This is a genomic window from Stenotrophomonas sp. (genome assembly GCF_032103445.1).
Classification (GTDB): Bacteria; Pseudomonadota; Gammaproteobacteria; order Xanthomonadales; family Xanthomonadaceae; genus Stenotrophomonas.
In genome coordinates this window covers 1-22,971 of record NZ_DAMDFR010000072.1, presented here as the reverse complement: position 1 = coordinate 22,971, position 22,971 = coordinate 1, and the positions used below count along the sequence as shown (strand labels likewise).

At 64.2% G+C, this 22,971-nt stretch carries 21 protein-coding genes; 14 read left to right on the top strand and 7 right to left on the bottom strand.

The genetic code is table 11. The features are described 5' to 3' along the window. The first annotated feature begins 387 nt into the window (after positions 1 to 387). From cyoA to cyoD, 4 genes are read left to right on the top strand one after another with little or no spacing between them, the layout of a single operon-like run. Positions 388 to 1,419, top strand: coding sequence for a ubiquinol oxidase subunit II (gene cyoA, locus RT551_RS18330; protein ID WP_313461153.1), 1,032 nt, complete (start codon positions 388 to 390; stop codon positions 1,417 to 1,419). A gap of 8 nt (positions 1,420 to 1,427) precedes the next feature. Then, the gene (gene cyoB / locus RT551_RS18325) at positions 1,428 to 3,425 is read left to right on the top strand and encodes a cytochrome o ubiquinol oxidase subunit I (protein WP_313461157.1); all 1,998 of its coding nucleotides are present in this window, start codon (positions 1,428 to 1,430) and stop codon (positions 3,423 to 3,425) included. Continuing rightward, positions 3,422 to 4,060, top strand: a complete 639-nt coding sequence (gene cyoC / locus RT551_RS18320) for a cytochrome o ubiquinol oxidase subunit III (protein ID WP_311190600.1) — start codon at positions 3,422 to 3,424, stop codon at positions 4,058 to 4,060. Before cyoB ends, cyoC begins: the two co-directional genes overlap by 4 nt. Continuing rightward, positions 4,060 to 4,407, top strand: coding sequence for a cytochrome o ubiquinol oxidase subunit IV (gene cyoD / locus RT551_RS18315; protein WP_311190601.1), 348 nt, complete (start codon positions 4,060 to 4,062; stop codon positions 4,405 to 4,407). Before cyoC ends, cyoD begins: the two co-directional genes overlap by 1 nt. A 212-nt stretch (positions 4,408 to 4,619) precedes the next feature. Here cyoD and RT551_RS18310 read toward each other — a convergent pair whose 3' ends face one another. Continuing rightward, positions 4,620 to 6,692, bottom strand: coding sequence for an EAL domain-containing protein (locus tag RT551_RS18310; RefSeq protein ID WP_313461151.1), 2,073 nt, complete (start codon positions 6,690 to 6,692; stop codon positions 4,620 to 4,622). Between the two features lie 163 nt (positions 6,693 to 6,855). Between RT551_RS18310 and radA the strand changes: the two genes are divergently transcribed. Next, on the top strand, positions 6,856 to 8,232 hold the full coding sequence (gene radA / locus RT551_RS18305) for a DNA repair protein RadA (RefSeq protein ID WP_282297474.1): 1,377 nt from the start codon (positions 6,856 to 6,858) through the stop codon (positions 8,230 to 8,232). Between the two features lie 251 nt (positions 8,233 to 8,483). On the opposite strand, the gene ccsA is transcribed toward radA, so the two are convergent. After that, the gene (ccsA, locus tag RT551_RS18300) at positions 8,484 to 9,278 is read right to left on the bottom strand and encodes a cytochrome c biogenesis protein CcsA (protein WP_313461150.1); all 795 of its coding nucleotides are present in this window, start codon (positions 9,276 to 9,278) and stop codon (positions 8,484 to 8,486) included. 133 nt (positions 9,279 to 9,411) lie between these two features. On the opposite strand from ccsA, the gene ffh reads away from it, so the two are divergent. The 7 genes from ffh (at position 9,412) to rplS (ending at position 14,991) form a co-directional block, all read left to right on the top strand. Next, positions 9,412 to 10,791 carry a signal recognition particle protein gene (gene ffh, locus RT551_RS18295; RefSeq protein ID WP_311190605.1) on the top strand — a complete coding sequence of 460 codons (1,380 nt, stop codon included), beginning with the start codon at positions 9,412 to 9,414 and terminating at the stop codon, positions 10,789 to 10,791. 55 nt (positions 10,792 to 10,846) lie between these two features. Continuing rightward, a complete protein-coding gene (locus tag RT551_RS18290; RefSeq protein WP_313461148.1) occupies positions 10,847 to 11,923 on the top strand; it encodes a nitronate monooxygenase in 1,077 nt (358 codons plus the stop codon). Continuing rightward, positions 11,920 to 12,705, top strand: a complete 786-nt coding sequence (locus tag RT551_RS18285) for an aminotransferase class IV family protein (RefSeq protein WP_313461147.1) — start codon at positions 11,920 to 11,922, stop codon at positions 12,703 to 12,705. The genes RT551_RS18290 and RT551_RS18285 overlap by 4 nt, the downstream gene beginning before the upstream one ends. Before the next feature lie 110 nt (positions 12,706 to 12,815). Next, the gene (gene rpsP, locus RT551_RS18280) at positions 12,816 to 13,076 is read left to right on the top strand and encodes a 30S ribosomal protein S16 (RefSeq protein WP_125358382.1); all 261 of its coding nucleotides are present in this window, start codon (positions 12,816 to 12,818) and stop codon (positions 13,074 to 13,076) included. 42 nt (positions 13,077 to 13,118) lie between these two features. Further along, complete coding sequence (gene rimM, locus RT551_RS18275; protein WP_125358380.1) at positions 13,119 to 13,631, top strand: ribosome maturation factor RimM; 513 nt, start codon at positions 13,119 to 13,121, stop codon at positions 13,629 to 13,631. A 4-nt stretch (positions 13,632 to 13,635) separates the two neighbouring features. Beyond that, positions 13,636 to 14,394 (top strand): tRNA (guanosine(37)-N1)-methyltransferase TrmD, encoded by a 759-nt coding sequence (gene trmD / locus RT551_RS18270; RefSeq protein ID WP_313461146.1) that lies wholly within the window; start codon positions 13,636 to 13,638, stop codon positions 14,392 to 14,394. A 189-nt stretch (positions 14,395 to 14,583) separates the two neighbouring features. Continuing rightward, on the top strand, positions 14,584 to 14,991 hold the full coding sequence (gene rplS / locus RT551_RS18265) for a 50S ribosomal protein L19 (protein WP_125358376.1): 408 nt from the start codon (positions 14,584 to 14,586) through the stop codon (positions 14,989 to 14,991). Between the two features lie 232 nt (positions 14,992 to 15,223). Here rplS and RT551_RS18260 read toward each other — a convergent pair whose 3' ends face one another. Continuing rightward, positions 15,224 to 16,687, bottom strand: coding sequence for an MATE family efflux transporter (locus tag RT551_RS18260; protein WP_313461144.1), 1,464 nt, complete (start codon positions 16,685 to 16,687; stop codon positions 15,224 to 15,226). A gap of 154 nt (positions 16,688 to 16,841) precedes the next feature. Here RT551_RS18260 and RT551_RS18255 point away from each other — a divergent pair, with 154 nt between their 5' ends. Together RT551_RS18255 and RT551_RS18250 are read left to right on the top strand one after the other, a co-directional pair. Further along, entirely contained in the window at positions 16,842 to 17,081 is a 240-nt protein-coding gene (locus RT551_RS18255) for a hypothetical protein (protein WP_313461156.1), read from the top strand. A 7-nt stretch (positions 17,082 to 17,088) separates the two neighbouring features. Beyond that, positions 17,089 to 17,499 carry an RNA-binding S4 domain-containing protein gene (locus tag RT551_RS18250; RefSeq protein ID WP_313461142.1) on the top strand — a complete coding sequence of 137 codons (411 nt, stop codon included), beginning with the start codon at positions 17,089 to 17,091 and terminating at the stop codon, positions 17,497 to 17,499. A 111-nt stretch (positions 17,500 to 17,610) separates the two neighbouring features. Here RT551_RS18250 and RT551_RS18245 read toward each other — a convergent pair whose 3' ends face one another. From RT551_RS18245 to RT551_RS18230, 4 genes are all read right to left on the bottom strand, one after another. Then, positions 17,611 to 18,273 (bottom strand): hypothetical protein, encoded by a 663-nt coding sequence (locus tag RT551_RS18245; protein ID WP_313461141.1) that lies wholly within the window; start codon positions 18,271 to 18,273, stop codon positions 17,611 to 17,613. Between the two features lie 2 nt (positions 18,274 to 18,275). Further along, positions 18,276 to 19,538 carry an AAA family ATPase gene (locus RT551_RS18240; protein WP_313461139.1) on the bottom strand — a complete coding sequence of 421 codons (1,263 nt, stop codon included), beginning with the start codon at positions 19,536 to 19,538 and terminating at the stop codon, positions 18,276 to 18,278. A gap of 286 nt (positions 19,539 to 19,824) precedes the next feature. Further along, positions 19,825 to 22,038: a catalase/peroxidase HPI gene (gene katG / locus RT551_RS18235; RefSeq protein WP_313461137.1), complete on the bottom strand. Its 2,214-nt coding sequence runs from the start codon at positions 22,036 to 22,038 to the stop codon at positions 19,825 to 19,827. A 175-nt stretch (positions 22,039 to 22,213) separates the two neighbouring features. Continuing rightward, positions 22,214 to 22,840: a DUF937 domain-containing protein gene (locus tag RT551_RS18230; RefSeq protein WP_313461154.1), complete on the bottom strand. Its 627-nt coding sequence runs from the start codon at positions 22,838 to 22,840 to the stop codon at positions 22,214 to 22,216. Positions 22,841 to 22,971: the final 131 nt, after the last annotated feature.

Here is a 22,971-nt window from a genome sequence, read left to right as displayed (position 1 = left end):
TTGTGCCTGATCAGGGCCCAGTCCGAGACACAAGTGACACGCCATGCGTGTCATCGCGGTGCCGGGTGATCCGGTTGTTCAGGTTCCCAGTTGCCGGATGCGAGCCATTCGCAAATGGCTGATTCGGCAAAGTTCGCGTCGCTTGACCCATTCATGTCTATACAACATCATTCTCGGTCGCTTCGGGCCCCCTGCGGCCCCTGCGCGCACCCCGTGCGACAACGTGTCGCAGCAGAAAAACGGGCATTCTTGCGCCGGATCATTGTCAACGCTCTTCTTAAATGGTGCGTGACGGCATAAAATTATAGGGCTGACATGTACGTCCATCCGGTCTTGGCCGGGGTGGGTGCGCTTGACCTGGCATTCCCTACGCAATTGGATCGACCGATGATTCCGTTGAAAACCCTTGGGCGCTTCCTGCGTCCGGGCCTGCTGTTTGCTTTGTCCGTGTTCCTCACGGGCTGCAACTCGGCCATTCTTGACCCGAAGGGCCAGATCGGCCAGGACGAAAAAACCCTGCTGATCACGGCTACGGTGCTGATGCTGCTGGTCGTTGTGCCGGTCATCATCATGACCCTGGCCTTCGCCTGGAAGTACCGCGCTTCCAACACCAAGGCCCGTTACGAGCCGAAGTGGTCGCATTCCACCGCGATCGAAGTGGTCGTCTGGTCGATCCCCTGCATGATCGTGCTGGTGCTGGCCGTGCTGACCTGGCGCTCCTCGCATGCGCTGGATCCGTACCGTCCGCTGGAATCGGACAAGAAGCCGGTGGTGATCGAAGCCATTTCGCTGGACTGGAAGTGGTTGTTCATCTACCCGGAAGAGAACATCGCAACGGTCAACGAAATCACCTTCCCGGTGAACACCCCGCTGAACTTCAAGATCACGTCCGATTCGGTGATGAATGCCTTCTTCATCCCGCACCTGGGCAGCATGATCTACTCGATGACCGGCATGGAGACCAAGCTCCATCTGATTGCCAACGAGACCGGCGAATTCCCGGGCATGTCCTCGCACTACAGTGGCGCGGGCTTCAGCAAGATGCACTTCACGGCCCACTCGGTCACTGAAGAGCAGTACCAGCAGTGGCTGGCCAAGGTGCGTGCCGAAAGCAGCACCCTGAACAAGGATGCCTTCAACGCCCTGGTGGCCGAGAAGAACCACGACTGGCACCCGGTGACCTACTTCGGTACCACCGAAACCGGTCTGTTCAACTGGGTCGTCGAAAAGCACATGGGTGACAACAACCACTACGGCATGGACCACAAGGCCAAGGGCCACGAGGGTATGTCGCATGGTGACGCCGCCGCCCATGAAGGCCATGAAGGCCACGAAATGCCGGCCGCCGAGCACGCCGAACACACTGCAGACGAGCACGCCGCCGCCGGTCACACCGGCCACGCAAGCTCGGGAGAATAAGCATGAATCTGTTGGGTAAACTGACATTCGCTGACATCCCGCACGACCCGATCATCATCACCACGCTGATCGGCGCGGGGATCGGTGGTCTGCTCCTGCTGGCGGTCATCACCAAGTTCAAGTTGTGGGGCTATCTCTGGAAAGAGTGGTTCACCTCGGTCGATCACAAGAAGATCGGCATCATGTACCTCATCGTGGCCTTCGTGATGCTGCTCCGCGGCTTCGCCGACGCCATCATGATGCGTGCCCAGCAGGCCATCGCCGTCAACGGCGCTGAAGGCTTCCTGCCGCCGCACCACTACGACCAGATCTTCACCGCCCACGGCGTGATCATGATCTTCTTCGTGGCGATGCCGCTGATCACCGGCCTGATGAACGTCGTGGTGCCGCTGCAGATCGGCGCACGCGACGTGGCCTTCCCGTTCGTGAACTCGCTGAGCTTCTGGCTGTTCGTGGCCGGTGCCGGCCTGATCATGATCTCGCTGGGCGTTGGTGAGTTCGCACAGACCGGTTGGCTGGCCTTCCCGCCGTTGTCGGGCAAGGAGTACAGCCCAGGGGTCGGTGTCGACTACTACATCTGGGGTCTACAGGTCGCAGGCCTGGGTACCACGCTGAGCGGTATCAACTTCTTCATCACCATTTTGAAGATGCGTACCCCGGGCATGAAGCTGATGCACATGCCGGTGTTCACCTGGACCGCGCTGGTCACCAACGTGCTGATCATCGCCGCCTTCCCGGTGCTGACCGTCACCCTGGTGCTGCTGACCCTGGACCGTTACCTGGGCACGCACTTCTTCACCAATGACGGTGGCGGCAACGCCATGCTGTACATCAACCTGATCTGGATCTGGGGTCACCCGGAGGTGTACATCCTGGTCCTGCCTGCGTTCGGTGTGTTCTCGGAAGTCATTGCCACCTACTCGCGCAAGGCGCTGTTCGGTTACAAGGGCATGGTGTACGCCACCGCCTGTATCGGCGTGCTGTCGTTCATCGTGTGGCTGCACCACTTCTTCACCATGGGCTCGGGTGCCAACGTGAATGCCTTCTTCGGCATAACCACGATGATCATCTCCATTCCCACCGGCGTGAAGATCTTCAACTGGCTGTTCACCATGTTCCGCGGTCGCGTGCAGTTCACCACTCCGGTGCTGTGGACCATCGGCTTCATGGTCACCTTCACCATCGGCGGCATGACCGGCGTGATGCTGGCCATCCCGGCCATCGACTTCGTGCTGCACAACAGCCTGTTCCTGATCGCGCACTTCCATAACGTGATCATCGGCGGCGTGGTGTTCGGCATGTTCGCGGGCATCACCTACTGGTGGCCGAAGATGTTCGGCTTCCGTCTGAATGAAACCTGGGGCAAGCGCGCGTTCTGGTGCTGGTTCATCGGCTTCTATGTGGCGTTCATGCCGCTGTACGTGCTCGGCTTCATGGGCATGACCCGTCGCATGCAGAGCTACCCGAACCCGGAATACCAGCCGTTCCTGATCGTCGCCGCCGTCGGTGCCGCCATCATCGGCCTGGGCATTCTGTGCCAGGTGATCCAGGTGGCCGTGTCGATCCGCGACCGCAAGAAGACCGCCGACCTCACCGGCGACCCGTGGGATGCCCGTACGCTGGAGTGGGAAACCTCTTCGCCGCCGTCGTTCTACAACTTCGGCATGCTGCCCAAGGTCACCGAACTGGACGACTTCTGGGAGCGCAAGCAGCGTGGTGAAGCATGGCCGCGTCCGGAGAAGTACAGCGACATCCACATGCCGCGCAACACCGGTACCGGTGTGGTGATTGGTGCCTTCAGCCTGGCCTTCGGCTTTGCCATGATCTGGCACATCTGGTGGCTGGCCATCGTCGGCATGATCGGCATGATCGGCACCTACATCTGGCGCACCTTCGACAAGGACACGGACTACTACGTGCCGGCCGCCGAAGTTGAGCGGATCGAAAGTGAGCACCGCCGTCACCTGCAGGCGCAGGGTCTGGTGAAAACGGAGTTCAAGGCATGAGCAGCAATACCTCCACCCTGAACCATGGGCACGCCGCGCACGCGGCGGCCCACGGCCATGACGACCACGAGCACCACGACACCGGCGGCAACACCGTCTTCGGTTTCTGGGTGTACCTGATGAGCGACTGCCTCATCTTCGCCAGCCTGTTCGCGACCTATATCGTGCTGGCCGGCGGTACCGATGGCGGCCCGACCGGCAAGGAACTGTTCGACCTGAGCTTCGTTGCGTGGGAAACCACGCTGCTGCTGGTCTCTTCGCTGACCTTCGGCCTGGGCATGATCGCCATGCACAAGGCCAAGGTGGGCCAGATGTATCTGTGGCTGGCGATCACCTGGCTGCTGGGCTTCGGCTTCATGGTCATGGAAGTCTGGGAGTTCAACCACCTGATCCACCAGGGTTACGGCCCGGACCGTAGTGCGTTCCTGTCGGCGTTCTTCGCGCTGGTGGGAACCCACGGTCTGCACGTGAGCGCCGGTCTGCTGTGGCTGCTGATCATGTTCATCCAGATCAAGCAGAACGGCCTGACCGCCACCAACAAGACCCGCCTGGCGTGCCTGAGCCTGTTCTGGCACTTCCTGGACCTGATCTGGATCGGCGTGTTCTCCGTCGTCTACCTGAAGGGAGCGCTGTAATGGCACACGACAATCACGCCCATCACGATGGGCACGGCGTGGGTGGCGAGAGCCACGGCAGCGTCAAGTCCTACCTGGTTGGCTTCCTGCTGGCCGCTGTCCTCACCATCATCCCGTTCTGGGCGGTGATGAAGGGCGGTCTGCCGACCTTCACCACGGGCGTCATCATCATCGTGGCGGCGATCCTGCAGATCTTCGTGCACCTGATCTTCTTCCTGCACCTGGACCGCTCGTCGGCACAGCGCTGGAACGTCAGCGCCGCCGCCTTCACCGTGGTGGTCATCGGCATCATCGTGGCCGGTACGCTGTGGGTGATGCACAACATGAACGTGCACATGATGCACTGAGGTCGAAAAACCTGGTTCATGCAGAAAGGCCACCCGCAAGGGTGGCCTTTTTGTTTGGGGTGGAATGGGTAGCGTCGGTCGACAGACGACGGCCATCAACGGCTCAACGTTCTTTAACGACGCGAATCATATCGATGTGCGCCGCCGGCGCGCGCATGCGCCACGCATCGCCTGGGCCGGCCAACGGCCGGCGCTACCGGATTGCGGACGGATTACGGTGCCGGGCAGGGCCCGGCACTACGGAAGAACGCCTCGGCATCCATCGGCTTGCCCAGGTGATACCCCTGCAGCAGGTCACACCCCAGCTGGTTCAGATACTGCTGCTGCCCGGCCGTCTCGACACCCTCGGCCACAATCCGCAGCTGCAACGAACGCCCCAGCGCGATGATCGACGACACAATCGCCGCGTCCTCACTGTTGTCTTCCAGCTCGCGCACAAACGCCCGGTCGATCTTCAGCTCGGTCGCCGGCATGCGCTTCAGATACAGGAGGCTGGAATACCCGGTGCCAAAATCGTCGATTGAGATATGCACGCCCATGTCGGTCAGCCCGTGCAGAATCTGCAGGCTGGCTTCCACGTCCTTCATCGCCGTGGTTTCGGTGACTTCCAAGGTCAGGAAGCGCGCTTCCAGCTGATGCCGCGCCAAGGTATCGCGCACGGTATCCAGCAAGGTGCTGGACGCAAACTGCACCGGCGACAGGTTCACCGACATCGTCCAGCTGTCATGCCCGGCATCGTGCCACGCCCGCAGCTGCGCACAGGCGGCGTCCAGCACCCATTCGCCCAACGGCAGAATCAGTCCGCTGCGTTCGGCCATGGGAATGAAGGTGTCGGGCGACAGCAGCCCCAGCTCCGGATGCTGCCAGCGCACCAGCGCCTCGGCCCCGATGATGTCCGAACCGGCGGCCAGGAACTTGGGCTGGTAGTGCAGCACCAGCTCGCCACGCGGAATCGCGCGACGCAGGTCCTGCAGCAGCCGCAGCTGGCGGTTGGCGGTGACCTGCAGCGATTCGGTGAAGAAGGTATAGCCGTTCCGGCCGGTGTCCTTGGTGTGGTACATCGCCGCGTCAGCATGCGCCATCAACTCGCGCTCGTTGGCGGCGTCGTCCGGGTACAGCGCAATGCCGATGCTGGTGCTGACATGCAGTTCCAGCGCATCGATGTGGAAGGGCTCGGCCACGCTGGCCAGGATCCGCTCGGCGACCACGGCGGCGTCTTCCGGCTCGTCGATCTGGAACACGATGACAAACTCGTCGCCGCCCAGGCGGGCGAAGGTGTCCTGGCTGCGCAGCAGGCCGGACACGCGATGCGAAACCTCCACCAGCAGCTTGTCGCCCAGCTGGTGCCCATAAGCGTCGTTGATGGCCTTGAAGCCATCCAGATCGCAGAACATCACCGCGAACGGGAAGTTGCGGCGGCGCGCCTTTTCAATAGTCTGCTCGATACGGTCCTGCAGCAGCATGCGGTTGGGCAGCTGGGTCAGCGGGTCGTGCAGGGCGGCCTGCATCAGCTTTTCATTGGCCTGCGCCAGCGATTCGGCCAGCAGGCCGGTGCGTGCGCGCATCTGGCGGTCGAACACCGAGGCAATCAGCGCGATGCCCAAGGTGGCGAGGGTGGTCACGATGACCAGCACTGCCAGCCACTTGCTGTCCACGCCGTTCTCGCCGACCGCGCCGCAGACGCTGCCGGGGGGGAACTCGGCAGCGGCCATGCCGGTGTAATGCATGCCGATGATGGCAAAGCCCATCACTACCGAAGCCAGCCCGCGCAGCAGCATCGGGTGGCGGGTTTCCGAACGGAGTCGGAAGGCGATCCACAGGGCGGCACCGGCAGCCACAATGGCGATCACGATGGACAGCGCCAGCCAGCCCATGTGGTAGTCGATGCCCGGCTCCATGCGCATCGCCGACATGCCCAGGTAGTGCATGGCCGCCACGCCCAGCCCCATCAGCACCGCGCCGGCGGCCAGCCGGTACCACGGCAGTACCTTGTGCGAGACCAGCCACAGCGCATACGCCGAGGCACCGACCGACACGGCCAGCGAGTACAGGGTGATGGCCAGGTCGTAGCCCATCGGAATGCCGAGGTCGAAGGCCAGCATGCCGATGAAGTGCATCGACCAGATGCCCAGGCCCATCGCGCCTGCGCCACCGGCCAGCCACCAGCGGGCGACCTTGCCTTCGGTGTTGGCCACGCGTGCGGCCATGTCCAGGGCGGTGTAGGAGGCCAGAATGGCAACCAGCAGCGAGAACACGACAAGACTCTGGCTGTAGGTGCCGGTCATGGGGGGGAAAGCCTGATTGTGTGGGGGGAAAGGCGCAGGGGCCCGTCCCCGGTAGCGGCCGGGCGGGCCAAAGCTTGAGTGAAATCGGTTCCAGCGTCTTAGGTGGTGCGACGCGGGTGGGCTATCCTGCGGCACACAAGATGAACCGGAAGTGGAAGCGAGAATGGCCAAGCGGCTCACCGCCTATGTCTGCAGCGAATGCGGCGCGGAATACAGCAAGTGGCAGGGGCAGTGCACCGAATGCGGGGCCTGGAACGTGCTCAGCGAGATCACCCTGGAAAGCGCCGCGGCGGCGAAGTCGCCGGCCTCGCGCCGCTCCGGCTGGGCCGGCAAGGTCGATGCGCCCAAGGTGATGGCGCTCAAGGACGTGCAGCACACCGAGCACCAGCGGGTGACCACCGGCATCGGCGAATTCGACCGGGTGCTCGGCGGCGGGCTGGTGGAGGGTGCGGTCATTCTGGTCGGCGGCGACCCGGGCATCGGCAAGTCCACGTTGTTGCTGCAGGCGGTGGCGAAGATGGCCGCGAACCTGCCGGTGCTGTACATCACCGGTGAGGAGTCGCTGTCGCAGGTGGCGGGCCGCGCGATCCGCCTGGACCTGCCGCTGGAAGGGGTGAACGCGCTGGCCGAAACCCAGGTGGAGGCTATCCTGCAGCATGCCAGCCAGGCCAAGCCGCGCCTGATCGTGGCCGACTCGGTGCAGACCTTGTGGACCGAGTCGCTGACGGCGGCACCGGGTTCGGTGAGCCAGGTGCGCGAAAGCGCGGCGCGGCTGGTGCGCTTTGCCAAGGAAACCGGCACCGCCGTGTTTCTGGTGGGGCACGTCACCAAGGAAGGCGGCATTGCCGGTCCGCGCGTGCTCGAACACATGGTGGACGCGGTGCTGTATTTCGAAGGCGAAAGCGGCAGCCGCTTCCGTCTGCTGCGTGCGTTCAAAAACCGCTTTGGCGCGGTGAACGAACTGGGCGTGTTCGCGATGGGGGAAAAGGGCCTGAAAGAGGTGTCCAATCCCTCGGCCATTTTCCTGTCCGGCGGCAGCACCCGGCAGCCGGGCAGCTGCGTGATGGTCACCCGCGAGGGTACGCGTCCGTTGCTGGTGGAAGTGCAGGCGCTGGTGGATGCGTCGCCGCTGTCCAACCCGCGGCGGGTAGCGGTGGGGCTGGAGCAGAACCGGTTGGCGATGCTGCTGGCCGTGTTGCACCGTCACGGCGGCGTGCTGGTGGGCGATCAGGACGTGTTCGTCAACGTGGTGGGCGGCATCCGCGTGCAGGAAACGGCGGTGGATCTGCCGGTGCTGCTGGCGGTGCTGTCCTCACTGCAGGACCGGCCCCTGGCGGAGAAGACCATTGCGTTTGGCGAGGTGGGGTTGTCCGGGGAAATTCGTCCGGTGCCGAACGGTGAGGATCGGTTGCGCGAGGCGGCCACGCATGGGTTCAAGCGCGCGATCGTGCCGAAGGCCAATGCGCCGAAAACCGGCAGCGTGAAGGGCATGGAGGTGATTGCGGTGGAGCGCCTGTCCGAGGCGATCGAAGCCGCGTAATCGCGTAGCGACGGGCCATGCCCGTCGATGGGGCGTCCGGCACCGCGATGACGCGCATGGCGCGTCACCACGGTTCGCGGCGTTGGGGGGTAGAGTCGGTCGACAGACGACTGCCGATAACAATGATCGGCGCAGGTAACGCATGACCGGCAGCGAAGAAGCGCGACGCCGATTGAGGTCATGCGTTAATGAAGTGATGACCGTTATCGGCGGTCGTCTGTCGACCGACCCCACCGGGCCATCGCGCGGGTTTAGCCGCCGCGATTAAACACCAATTCAATCGCAAACCGGCTGCCAAAGAACGCCAAACCCAGCAGCACCATTGCGGTCAGCGTCCAGTGCACCGCTTTCACCCCGCGCCAGCCGTAGCGGCGGCGACCGATCAGCAGCACCCCGAACACCACCCACGACAGCACGCTCAGCACGGTTTTGTGCACCAGCTTCTGTGCCAGCAGGTCGTCCACGAACAGCACGCCGGTCACCAGCGTGAGTGTGAGCAGCGCAAACCCCACCGCAATCACCCGGAACAGCAGCGATTCAAGATCCGCCAGCGGCGGCAACGCCCTCAGCCACGGACGGAAATCACGCCGACGCAGGGCGCGCTCCTGCAGCCACAGCATGATTGCCAGTAGCGCGGCAATGCTCAGCGTGGCGTAGGCCAGCAGCGCCAGCCAGGCGTGGGTGGCCAGCTGCCAGCCCAGTGCCCGGCTGGGTTCATGGCCGTAGGCGTGGTAACCGCAGAGCAGGGCGGCAGCCACCGGAAACACCACCACGCCCAGCGCGGACATGCGCCCGCGCGCGCCCACCAGCGAGGTCAACCAGGCCATGCCAAGGCCCACCAGTGACAGTGCAGCGAAGAAATGCATGTCCGGCCCGCCGCTGGTGCGGATGGCCACCAGCGCGTGGTAGCCGCCGTGCAGCAGCATCGCCGGCAGCGCCGGCCACAGCCAGGTGGGCGAGGTGGCGGCGTCATCGCGAGCGACCGCGCGCACCAGCAAGGCGGTGGCGGTCAGGTACAGCAGGGTCGCGATGAGAACGATTGTCATCGTGTCAGTTTCGCATACCCCCGGGATGGTGGCGATGGGCGCGGGTGCGACCAGGTGTCCGGGGCGCGGGCCGGTCCGGCGGACCCGCTATACTGTGGGTCTCTCTGTCTTTCGTTCTGAACAGGTTGCATCCATGTTCGAGTCCCTGACCCAGCGCCTCTCCGGCACCATCGAGCGCCTGCGTGGCCGCGGCCGCCTCACCGAGGAAAACATCCGCGAGGCCACCCGCGAAGTCCGCATCGCGCTGCTCGAAGCCGACGTGGCGCTGCCGGTGGTGCAGGCCCTGGTGGAGCGCATCAAGGTGCGTGCCGTCGGCCAGGAAGTGCTGAAGTCGCTGACCCCCGGCCAGGCGCTGATCAAGATCGTCCGCGACGAGCTGACTGCCGTGATGGGTGCGGCCGCCAGCGATCTGAACCTCAATGTGCCGGCCCCGGCCGTGATCCTGATGGCCGGCCTACAGGGTGCGGGTAAAACCACCACCGTGGGCAAGCTCGCCAAGCACCTCAAGGAAAAGCGCAAGAAGAAGGTGATGGTGGTGTCCGCCGACGTTTATCGTCCGGCCGCCATCGAGCAGCTGAAGACTCTGGCCGACCAGGTTGGCGTGCTGTTCTTCCCGTCCAGCGCCGACCAGAAGCCGGAAGCCATCGTGCGCGCGGCCATCGACGACGCCCGCAAGTCGTTCGTGGACGTGCTGCTGGTCGATACCGCCGGCCGTCTCGCCATCGACGAAGCGATGATGGTAGAGATCAAGGCGCTGCATGCCGCGATCAACCCGGCTGAAACCCTGTTCGTGGTCGACGCCATGACCGGCCAGGACGCGGCCAACACCGCCAAGGCCTTCGGTGAAGCGCTGCCGCTGACCGGCGTGGTGCTGACCAAGACCGACGGTGACGCCCGTGGTGGTGCCGCGCTGAGCGTGCGCTACATCACCGGCAAGCCGATCAAGTTCGTCGGCGTCAGCGAAAAGCCGGACGGCCTGGATGTGTTCCACCCGGACCGCATGGCCAGCCGCATCCTGGACATGGGCGACGTGCTGTCGCTGGTGGAACAGGTTGAACAGCAGGTCGACAAGGACAAGGCGCAGAAGCTGGCCGAGAAGGTCGCCAAGGGCAAGAAGTTCGATCTGAACGACATGCGCGACCAGCTCGAGCAGATGCAGAACATGGGCGGCATCGGCGGCCTGATGGACAAGCTGCCGGGCCTGGGCCAGATTCCGGAGCATCTGAAGCAGCAGGTCAGCCAGGGCAAGGAAGTGCCGCGCATGATCGCCATCATCAATTCGATGACCAAGAAGGAGCGCCGCAATCCGGGCCTGCTGAATGGTTCGCGTCGTGCGCGCATCGCGCGTGGTTCGGGCCTCACCCCGGCCGACGTCAACAAGCTGATGAAGCAGTATCAGCAGATGGAAAAGATGATGAGCAAGATGGCCGGCGGCGGCATGAAGGGCATGATGCGCAGCATGAAGGGCATGATGGGGGCCATGGGCGGCCGCGGCGGTCTGCCGTTCCGCTGAGGCCACGCCGGGCGGCGTATGCTGTGGGGCATCTGACCCCACAGGTGCGTGACCGATGAGCGACCCGCGAATTCTCGAACGCGCCGACAGCTTCTGTCGGCGTTTTTCGTTGCAGAGCCCGATCCTGCTGGCCCCGATGGCCGGTGCCTGCCCGGTGTCGCTTTCGGCCGTGCTGGCCAACGCCGGCAGCATGGGGGCAATGGGCGCGGTGCTGTCGCAGCCGCAGGACATCGTGGCCTGGATGAACGACTTCCGCGCGCAGTCGGCGGGCCCGGCACAGGTGAACGTATGGATTCCCGACCCGCTTCCCGTGCGCGACGCCACGGCCGAAGCCGCCACCCGCGCGTTCCTCGCGCAGTGGGGGCCGGAGGTGGCTGCCAGCGCTGGTGACGCCGGTCCGGCCGATTTCGATGCCCAGTTCGACGCGTTGATCGCGGCGCGGCCGGCGGTGGCGTCCACCATCATGGGCGTGTTCTCACCCGCGCAGGTGCAGCGTCTGCAGGACGCCGGCATTGCCTGGTTCGCGTGCGCGACCACGCTGGCGGAAGCGCGTGCGGCCGAACAGGCCGGCGCCGATGCCGTTGTGGCGCAGGGCTTTGAAGCCGGCGGCCATCGCGGTGCCTTCGACCCGGATGAAGCCGAGCGGCAATTGGTGGGTTTGTTCGCACTGCTGCCGCGCCTGGCCGATCACCTGCAGGTGCCGGTGATCGCCGCGGGCGGCATTGCCGACGGTCGCGGCGTGGCGGCGGCATTGATGCTCGGTGCCAGCGCGGTGCAGGTCGGAACGGCATTTCTGCGCACGCCAGAATGCGCGATTGATCCGGCCTGGTCGCAGGCTTTGTCCGAAGCAGAACCGGAAGACACCTGGCCCACGCGTGCCTTCAGTGGGCGGCTGGGGCGCGGATTGGCCACGCCGTATGTACGCGCCGCCGCCGCTGCCGATGCGCCCCCGCCGCAGCCGTATCCGGTGCAGCGCGGGCTTACCGCGCCGATGCGCGCGCAGGCCAATCGCGAGCACCGCATCGATGCGATGCAGGCCTGGGCCGGTCAGTCGGCGTGGATGGCATCGGCGCGACCGGCAGCAGAGGTGCTGCACACGATGTGGCGCGACGCGCGGGCGCTGCTGGCATGAAGCACTACTGCAACGGGCGACCTGCAACCGCCGACGACCTCGCCGGTGCAGTGGTGAACTACGGGCACTTCACCTCGCTGCAGGTGCGCGGTGGCGCGGTGCAGGGTCTGGACCTGCATCTTCGGCGCTTACGCCAGGGCACCAGTGAGTTGTTTGGAAGCACGCTGGACGGCAGTCAGGTGCAGGCGTGGATTCTGGCGGCGCTGCAGGCGGAAGGCGTGGTGGATGCCTCGGTGCGGGTCACCGTGTTCGCGCGCACATTCGACTTCCGCCAGCCGCTGCAGGTACTTCCGGTGGATGTGCTGGTGGCGGTGAGCGCACCGGTATCGTTGCCGGCGACGCCGCGGCGCGTGCGCAGCGTGGTGTACCAGCGCGAGATGCCGCAGCTGAAGCACGTCGGCACGTTTGCGTTGTTCCAGCACCGGCGCTTGGCATTGCAGGCCGGGTTTGACGATGCGCTGTTCGTGGACGGGCAGGGGCGGGTGAGCGAGGGCACCACCTGGAATGTGCTGTTCGGGCGCGGCGATGAAGTGGTGTGGCCGCAGGCCGAAGCGCTGCGCGGTACCCAGGAGCGGCTGCTGCAGGCCGGGTGGGGCGGGGTGCCGGTGCTGGAGCCCGTGACCTTGGCGAATCTGGCCAGGTTTGATGCTGCCGTGGCGTGCAACGCCGCTGGGGTGTGGCCGCTGGCAGCGATTGACGGGGCGGAGTTCACGCGGTCGGAGGCGTTGTGCCGGAAGGCCGTGGACGCACTGGCCGGGGTGCCATGGGACCCATTGGGGTAACCCCATTCATCTTCGGGGCCTACCTCCGGCTTGGAATGCCCGGCCACCCCCGCTATAATCGCCGGCTTACCGCGCCATCCTGGCGACTGGGCTACAGAGGAAATACCACCATGGTCAAGATTCGACTGACCCGCGGCGGCGCCAAGAAGCGTCCGTTCTACCACATCATCGTGACCGACTCGCGCAGCGCCCGTGACGGCCGCAACATCGAGCGCGTCGGTTACTACAACCCGGTGGCACAGGGTGCCGAGCAGCGCATCGTGCTCGACCTGCCGCTGGTCGACAAGTGGGTTGCCAACGGCGCCCAGATGACCGACAAGGTCCGCAACCTGTACAAGGAAGCGACCAAGGCCCAGGCCGCTGCGGCCTGATCCTGAAGGGCCGCGCCTGGCGCGGCCCGTCGGCATACGCAGATGAAAGATACCGAGCGCCGGATCCTGCTGGGCAGGATTGTCGGCGCTTTTGGTGTGCGAGGCGAGATCAAGCTCGAGTCCTGGACCGAGCCGCGTACCGCCATCTTCCAATATCAGCCCTGGACGCTGCGGACTCCCGCTGGCCAGGAGAGCACCGTCAAGGGCGTGCGCGGCAAAGCGTCCGGCAAGCACATTGTGGCGGTGTTTCCCGAGGTGACCGACCGCGATGTGGTCGAGTCCATGATCGGAACCGAAATCTCCGTGCCGCGCAGCGCGTTGCCGCCGCCGAAGCCGGATGAGTACTACTGGATCGACCTGGAAGGCCTGCAGGTAAAGACCGTGGACGGCGTCGAGCTGGGCCGCGTGTCGCACCTGTTCTCCACCGGTGCCAACGACGTGGTGGTGGTGCAGGGCAGCCGTGAGCGGATGATTCCGTTCGTACAGCCGGACTTCGTCAAATCCGTGGATTTCGAGGCCAACCTGATCGTGGTCGACTGGGACCCGGAGTTCTAGTTCGATGCGCATCGACGTCATCACCCTGTTCCCGGAATTCATGGCGCAGTCGGCGTCGCTGGGCGTGGTCGGTCGTGCGGCCGAGCGCGGCCTGCTGGATCTGCATGGCTGGAATCCGCGTGACTACGCCGAGGGCAATTACCGCCGGGTGGACGACCGCCCGTTCGGCGGCGGCCCGGGCATGGTGATGCTGATCGAGCCGCTGCGGGCGTGTCTGGCGGCAGCGAAAGCGGCTGATCCGGCCCCCGCGCCGGTGATCTACCTCAGCCCGCAGGGCAAGCCGCTGACCCAGGCCAAGGTGCGCGAACTGGCCGCGCTGCCGCGCATGATCCTGCTGTGCGGCCGCTATGAGGGCGTGGATGAGCGCTTCCTGGCGGCCGAGGTGACCGAGGAGATCTCGATTGGCGATTACGTGCTGTCCGGCGGTGAGCTGGGTGCGGCGGTGATCGTTGATGCTGTTACCCGGCTGCAGGAGGGCGCGTTGAACGACGCCGAATCCGCCGCCCAGGACAGTTTTGAGGGCCCGCAGGGCCTGCTGGACTGCCCGCACTACAGCCAGCCGGCGCAACATGAATGGGGCGATGTCCCGGACGTGCTGCGCTCCGGCAACCACGCCGCCATCGCCCGCTGGCGCCGCCAGCAGTCGCTGCTGCGGACCTGGCTGCGCCGCCCGGACCTGCTGGACGAAAGCCAGCTGTCCAAGGTCGACCGGAAGTTGTTGGCCGAGGCCCGTGAAGGCGTAGAGCCGGGCTTGCCCGGCTGAAGGACCCCGTGATGCCGGGCAAGCCCGGCACTACCAAACCGCACCAGAACCAGCTAGAATCGCGGATTCCCAAAGGGCCATTCATGCCCCTTGGTGGCTCCATACAAAAAAACGTGCAGCGCAATAAGGTGACTGCATGAGCCCACGTTGTCGAAACGACACACCCACCCGAACAATTTCGGTGCACCCATGAGCAAGCTGAACAAATCCATCCTTTCGGACTTCGAATCCGCCCAGATCTCCCGCGAGCTGCCGAAGTTCAGCCAGGGTGACACCGTCGTCGTCAACGTGAAGGTGAAGGAAGGCAACCGTGAGCGCGTCCAGGCCTATGAAGGCGTGGTCATCGCGATCAAGAATGCCGGCCTGAACTCCTCGTTCACCGTCCGCAAGATCTCGCACGGCTACGGCGTCGAGCGCGTCTTCCAGACCCACAGCTCGATCATCGACTCGGTCGACGTGAAGCGTCGTGGTAAGGCCCGCGGTGCCAAGCTGTACTTCCTGCGTGGTCTGGAAGGCAAGGCTGCCCGCATCAAGGAAGATCTGGCTGCCGCTGCGCAGGCCAAGGCTGCACGCCTGGCCGCCGAAAAGGCCCAGTAATTCCCGACAACGAAAGTTGTCCCGCAACGGCCACCTTCGGGTGGCCGTTTGCGTTTGTGAGCCATCGTTTGTGGTGCACGGTCGTGCGATCCCGCCGTAGAGCCACGCCCTGCGTGGCTTCGACCAAGGTCGGCACCATGCGCAGCCACGCAGGGCGTGGCTCTACGGGTTAGGTTGGCACCACGCGCAGCCACGCAGGGCGTGGCTCTACGGGGCAGGTTGCCGCGTCAGATCAGCGCCCAGCAACGGGATCTGGATCATGGTCCGCCACCGGCGAAGGCGGCTGGGCCGGCACTTCAGCCGGCGAAGCGGCCACTTCCTCACGATGGCTCGGCAACATCCGCGCCCTGCGCCAACCGCCCCAGCGGTAATACGCCAGCGACAGCAGCATCGCGCACAGCGAACTCACCGGGAAACTCCACCACACCGCATCGGCCCCCAGCCGATCCTGCATCAGTTCGGCAAACGGCACCCGCACACCCCACAGCGAGGCGGCAAGAATGAGCAGCGGCGGAATCACCGCACCGGTCGAACGCACCACGCCGGAAATGACGAAGCTCACTCCGAAGAACAGGAACGACCAGATCGCGATGTGGTTCAGGTGCCGCGCCACATCCAGCGCCTCACTGCCGCTGGGCAGGAACAGCGCCAGCGTGTAACGGTCGAGCAGGACCAACGGCAGGATCAACAGCCCGGTCAGCGCGAAGTTGAACAGCACGCCGCTGCGCGCGGTGCCGCGCACACGGTCCCAACGCTGCGCGCCGACGTTCTGCGCCGCCATCGAAGAACACGCCGCACCAATCGCCATCGCCGGCATCTGCACATAGGTCCATAACTGCAGCGACGCACCGTACGCCGCAGCGGTGTCGGTGCCGTAGTGGTTGACCATGGACATCATCATGATCATCGACAACGAGATCAGCACCATCTGCAGGCCCATCGGCACGCCTTTGATCACCAGTGCCTTCAGGATCTCCAGGTCCACTTTGAACAGCGCCATGTCCTTGCGGCCCAGCCACAGCACGTGCCGCTTGTTGCGCATGTACCAGAGCAGGCCGATCAACGAGAGCGTCTGCGCGATCAGCGTGGCCCAGGCCGCACCAGCAATGCCCAGTTCCGGGAACGGACCGAGCCCGAAGATCAGCAGCGGATTGAACAAGATATCCAGCAGCACCGACACCAGCAGGAAGCGGAACGGGGTGCGTGAATCACCCACGCCGCGCAGCGCCGAACTCAGAAACGCGAACGCGTACAACGTGGGCATGGCGAGGAAGATCACTCGCAGGTAGGCCTCAGCCAACGGCAGCGAAGCGGCCGGTGTCCCCATCGCCGCCAGCAGCGGGCGCGACAGCCACCAGCCGGCCACCGCGATCACTGCTGACAAACCGATGAAGAAGGTGGCACTGGTGCCCATCACCCGGCGTGCCTGGGCAGTGTCCTTCGCACCCATTGCCTGGCCGATCAGGATGGTCGCGGCCATGCCGATGCCGAACACCGAGCCGATCAGGAAGAACATGATGTTGTTGGCGTTCGCGGTGGCGGTCAGCGCCGCCTCGCCGAGGAAGCGCCCGACCCAGATCGCGTTCACTGAACCGTTCAAGGACTGGGCGATGTTGCCAGCCAGGATCGGCAGGGCGAACAGCAGCAGGTTGCGCCCGATCGGGCCCGTGGTCAGGTCAAGCGGCGCTTTGGCCATGTGTGAAGGAGATCGAGCCGGGTCAGGCGCACACTAGCACCTGGCCTGTCAGTGGGATATCCAGATGAGCAAGATTGCCCGCCGCTTATCGAAACCGGCTGCGGCGAATGCCAGGGATTGTGCTTTTGTAGAGCCGGGCTCTGCCCGGCTGCCGTTGGCGCGAACGCCTGCCCAGCCGGGCAGAGCCCGGCTCTACTTGATTGCCCTCGCATTGACCGCATGTACCTCTACAGACCGCCTGCGCGACACCCAGGTGCGGCCCATGGACCGACCCGAATGCCAGGTCGGAACCCAGCGTCGCGATCTGGACGCCGGCGTGCCCACGCTGATCGGTGGCACCGGCTGCCGCAGCGACCCGTCCAACCCACGTCCCCTGAACAAACGACCGGAGTAGTGCCCCTTTGACCACCGAAGTTTCCGTAACCGTGCCGAGTGTCCGCCTGGACGTGTGGTTGTGGGCGGCGCGCTTCTTCAGAACCCGCAGTCTGGCCAAGCAGGCCATCGAGACCGGCAAAGTTGACGTGGCCGGGCAGCGCCCGAAGTCTTCGCGCGCGGTGCGGGTGGGCGAGCAACTGCAGATCAGCCGTGGCGAAGAGCGTTACGAGGTGGAAGTGCTGGGGCTGAGCGACCAGCGCGGCCCTGCACCCGTGGCGCAGCAGCTGTATGCGGAAAGCGAGGATTCAAAAGCCCGACGTGCTGAACAGCGCGCCCAGCGCGTGGCGATGCGCGACGGATTCCAGGCCCCGGAGCATCGCCCGGACAAACGCGCGCGAAGGTTGATCCGCGCGCTGGGTGACCTTGACGCCCTGTAGAGCCGGGCTCTGCCCGCCTGCCGATGATCTTTGACGCCTCGGTAGCGCCGGCCGTTGGCCGGCCCCGACCCTATCTGTGCTATCGATAGTGCCGGCCGCTGGCCGGCAACCTCATTCCGCCTGAACGACGGGCAGCGAATCCACAAACCGATTGAGGCTCACACTTCGCTGGCGCGCTGCTTCTAGTTCCTTGGGCTTGCGGAAGCCTTTAGAAATGGCCTCATAGCAGCGATAGGTTTTCTCGAAAGGTTGGTCCTGCTTTCGAAGATGCTTCTCGAGCCGGTTCTCGCAGCTTTTCGTCGCGCAGGGGGCCTCCGCAACATGCAACGCCAAGAGCCAGCATTCCAATGAATGGACGGAGATCGCCAAGAACACTCGATTCTGGATGGCAGGCCAGCGGTCCCCGAACTTGGTCGCGATAATCGCTCGAGCCTGCTCCACCAAGGTAGCTTCGTCCACATCCACCCCACCAGGTGCCAGAGGGAGGCCGTAGTTGACGTGGTCGCCCATGTCAGTATCAATCTGGACAATCAAGAAGTCATTCAAAGCCAGAGCGTCCTCGGCCTCTCCGGCTTTCGCGCACTTCTGAAGTACCAGCTCCCATCCCGCGAAGCCTCCTTGCTTTGAGGCATCGGTGGCGTCCGCTGTGGGCTGGACCGGATTGCAGAAGACCTCAATATCGGGATTGAAGCGATTGTAGTGACCAGTGAGAACTGCCTTGAGGGCGACTTGGTCAGTGATGCCCTCGGTAATCAATGCAAAGCTCACGTCCATGTTTAGAAGTTCTTCGGCAGGCCGCCAAGGTATCCATTAATGAAAGCGGTAGACAGCTTGACGTCGCTGGCGCTGCCTTCCTTCTGTTTGATCCGGCGAATCTTTGTTTCACCTTCATCGCCGCGGGAGATCACAAACAGGCGCTGCTCGTCGTCGTTGAGATCCAAGCCATCCAGGGTGGCTGGATTGTGGGTGGTGAGGATGGCCTGCTTGTCGTTCGCTCCTGCCAGTGACGCCAGTTCGGTGACGAGATGTGCGCAGAGCTTGGGATTCAGCGAGGCGTCCACATTATCGACGGCGAAGAAGCGGGGCGTCAGATCGGTTGAGAAGAGACAGAAGTAGAACAGGAGGAACAGAAAGCCTTCATTTGCGCTGAACTGGTCTAGCCTTCCTGCACTCTCGCTGAGGTATCGATCCTTGATTTCAATCTTGCTAGTGGAATTTCTCTCCGACGCAGGAACGAAGAGGTCGTCGAACCAGCCGAGAATCTTTAGCCTTTTACGAATTGACAAGAATGCATCTTCGTAGGAAGGAGTGCTGTCGAGAACTTGCAAGAACTTCAACAGTCCCTCTCCTCGGATGCCGAGCGGTTCAATCTGACCCTCCCGCTCGAAGGTTCGAAGTGACTGGTTCTCCGGCGAGAAGATGACGAACTCCATCAAGTCCTTGACGCCTTTACTCTTGTCAGATTTCAGGCTGGAGAACTTATCAGTCTTGAGGACGAGTTCGGTGTCATCGTCTTCTTCGGTAGTTCGCTCGAGCTCTCGAAGTTCCGCGATCGCCGATGCGAGCCGATCTGTTTCGATCAATTTGGAGAGCGGAGCAAGGTTGCTATCAATCGGGGCATTAGTTTCCCTTTCAGCAAGCATCATCTCCAAGATTGCCAGCATACGACTGGTCTTGAGTATGACGGAGGCCTCTCCGCTGGATTTGCATTTCCAACTGGAATAAGGACGTCCGTCGTGCGTCAGAACGAAGTTCACACGGGTTTTATCTTGAGATGAGAGAGAAACGACAATATCGCTGCTGGGAGCCTCGGAGTTGAGAGCACAGCGCATGTGTCGAGGTTCTGATGGGCGAACTCCCCTTGAAAAGAGGAATTCATTGTCCAGTCTGTCCCCCGCCGCCGCGCCCGCCAGCGCAATCGCCTCAAGAATGTTGCTCTTCCCCGAGCCGTTCTCGCCAATGAACACATTGACCCGGCCCAGCTCGAGCTTCATCTTCTTGATCGACTTGAAGTTCTCGATCTGAATTTCTCTGATCACGGGCGCTCACATCCTGCGGGGCCGGGAATCCGGCCGATGCCGAGATTGTAACGGGGCCGTGCGGGAGTTGCCCGTAGGAGGGGGAATTGCGACAGAGGGGGTGCGCCGGCCGTTGGCCGGCCCTCAGTACCGCCTGGGCCGGCCAACGGCCGGCGCTACCGGGTCATGGCGTCGTCATGGCACCGGCGGGCCATGGTGGCGATATCCCCACGGTTTCCGTCGGGGCGTGCGGTTGCCCCAGCCCCGGTAGCGCACGACCGTTGGTCGTGCGCCCCAGACACCACGCTTACCGGTGCAGGTCGTACCGGTCCAGTTCCATCACCCGTGCCCACGCGGCCACGAAGTCCTGCACGAACTTCTTGCCGCCATCGGCACTGGCATACACCTCGGCCAACGCACGTAGCACTGAGTTCGAACCGAACACCAGGTCGGCACGGGTACCGGTCCACGACCCCTTGCCGCTGCTTTCGTAACCGTCGCCCTTGGCCTTCCACTGCGTGCCCATGTCCAGCAGGTTGACGAAGAAGTCATTGCTGAGCGTGCCGGGGCGGTCGGTAAACACACCGTCCTTGCTGCCGTCGACATTCGCACCCAGCACGCGCAGGCCGCCGACCAGCACGGTCATTTCCGGTGCGGTCAGCGTGAGCAGCTGCGCCTTGTCGATCAACAGCGCTTCCGCCGGCACGCTGAAGCGGCCGCGCACATAGTTGCGGAAACCATCGGCCGCCGGTTCCAGCACCGCGAACGATTCCACATCGGTCTGGTCCTGGCTGGCATCCGTACGGCCCGGGGTAAACGGCACGCTGACGTCGTGGCCACCGGCCTTGGCGGCCTTTTCCACGCCCACCGCACCACCGAGCACGATCAGGTCGGCCAGCGACACCTCGCCTTTGAACCCGCTCTGGATCTTCTCCAGCGCGGCCAGCACCTTGGCCAGCTGCTTGGGCTGGTTCACCGCCCAGTCCTTCTGCGGGGCCAGACGGATACGCGCACCGTTGGCACCGCCGCGCTTGTCCGAGCCGCGGAAGGTGGACGCCGAGGCCCAGGCGGTAGACACCAGCTCGGCCACGCTCAGACCGCTGTCCGCGATCTGCTGCTTCAGTGCCGCGATGTCCTGCGCGCTGATCGGGGTCTTCGGCGCTTCCGGCAACGGGTCCTGCCAGAGGAACTGTTCGGCCGGGACTTCCGGGCCGAGGTAACGGGCACGCGGGCCCATGTCGCGGTGAGTCAGCTTGAACCACGCACGCGCGAACGCATCCGCAAATGCCTGCGGGTTGGCCAGGAAGCGACGCGAGATCTGCTCGTAGATCGGATCAAAGCGCAGCGACAGATCGGTGGTGAGCATGGTCGGGCGATGCTTCTTCGACGGGTCGTGCGCGTCGGGAATCACCGCCTCGGCATCCTTGGCCACCCACTGGTGCGCGCCGGCCGGGCTCTTGGTCAGTTCCCATTCGTGCCCGAACAGAATCTGGAAGAAGTCGTGGCTCCACTTGGCCGGGGTGCGGGTCCAGGTCACTTCCAGGCCGCTGGTGATGGTGTCGCCGCCCTTGCCGCTGCGGAACGTGTTGGCCCAGCCCAGGCCCTGGCTTTCGAGTCCTGCCGCTTCCGGTTCATGGCCAACGTTGTCGGCCGGGCCGGCACCGTGGGTCTTGCCGAAGCTGTGGCCGCCAGCGATCAGCGCGACGGTTTCCTCATCGTCCATCGCCATGCGGCCGAAGGTGTCGCGGATATCCAGCGCCGCCTTCAGCGGGTCCGGATTGCCGTCCGGGCCTTCGGGGTTCACGTAGATCAGACCCATCTGCACGGCGGCCAGCGGGTTCTCCAGCTTGCGCGAGTGGATGTCGCCGTCGGCGTCGTCATCGGACACCAGCACGCCGTGGTCTTCCTGCACGCCCTCGGAGCCATGTGCGTAGCGCACGTCGCCGCCGAGCCAGGTGGTTTCGCGGCCCCAGTACACGTCCTGGTCCGGTTCCCAGGTATCCGGGCGGCCACCGGCAAAGCCCAGTGTCTTGAAGCCCATCGATTCCAGCGCGACGTTGCCGGTGAGGATCAGCAGGTCGGACCAGGAGATGGCCTGGCCGTACTTCTGCTTGATCGGCCACAGCAGGCGGCGCGCCTTGTCCAGGCTGACGTTGTCCGGCCAGCTGTTGAGCGGAGCGAAGCGCTGCTGGCCACGACCGCCGCCGCCGCGACCGTCACCAATGCGGTAGGTGCCGGCACTGTGCCAGGCCATGCGGATGAAGAGGCCGCCGTAGTGACCGAAGTCGGCGGGCCACCAGTCCTGCGAATCGGTCATCAAGGCTTTCAGATCCGCCTTGAGCGCGGCGTAATCGAGCTTGGCGAATGCGGCAGGGTAATCAAAGTCCGCAGCCAGCGGATTGGAACGTGCGGAATGCTGATTGAGCAGATCCACACGAAGTTGTTTGGGCCACCAGTCACGGTTGGTGGTGGCATCGCCGACGACGGCGTGGTTGAAGGGGCACTTGGCTTCGCTTTTCATCGGTATCTACCTGTGTACTGGCGAGAGAGGGAGTGGCCTCGCGAACAAGGCGTGTGGGAGTGCCTTGACGATAGTGAACGTCCGTCGATAGGTAAAATCGATTGATTCTTTGGTGTCGATAGATGGCGTCTATCGATAAGTGGCCGGGTCGAAGGCGACCCGGCCACCGTGAGGCTCAGCGTTTGCCGCCGAGGAGGCCGAGCACGTCGTTGACGCCAAATTTTCCGTCGCCGTCCTGGTCGAGAACGCCACCGAGCAGGTCGCCGATGCCGCCGCCGCCGGTCTGGCGGTTCTCCTCGCCGAGCGCCTGGCTGAGCTGGTTGGCGTCACCCTGCGGGCCGAACTTGTTGGCCAGAAGCGACATCACGATGGGGCCGGCCACCGCCAGCACCTTGAGCGCGGTGCTGCTGTCCAGACCGGTTTTCTGGCCGAGCAGGTTGGCGGCCTGTGGAGTCTGGCCACCAAATACGTGGCCGAGGATGCCGAGTCCATTGGTCGCCGGGGTGGGGGCACTGTTGCCGCCCATGCTGCCCAGCACCTGCCCAAGCAGGCCGCCGAGATCCGGGCCGCCGCCGCCACCTCCGCCAAGATGGTCGCGCTGCAGTGCATTGAGCAGCGCCTGGGCCCCTTGGGGCTGACTGGCATTGTTGGCCAAGCCGCCCATCAGCAGGGGCAATGCCGCGCTGATCGCTTGCGATGCCTGACCGCTGTCCATGCCCAGCTGCTGGGAAATCTGCTGCAGGGCCGGGCCGTTCTGCAACTGCGAAAGAAGCGAAGTGGTGAGCGATTGCGTATTCACGATCGACTCCTTGGGTCCAGGGGTGGGGGACCGGCGGAGCATAACGCCGCGTATACGAAGACCATGCGAAGGCTTCACGCGGCTTGACGGTAGCGCCGGCCGTTGGCCGGCCCACGGACCGCCTGGGCCGGCCA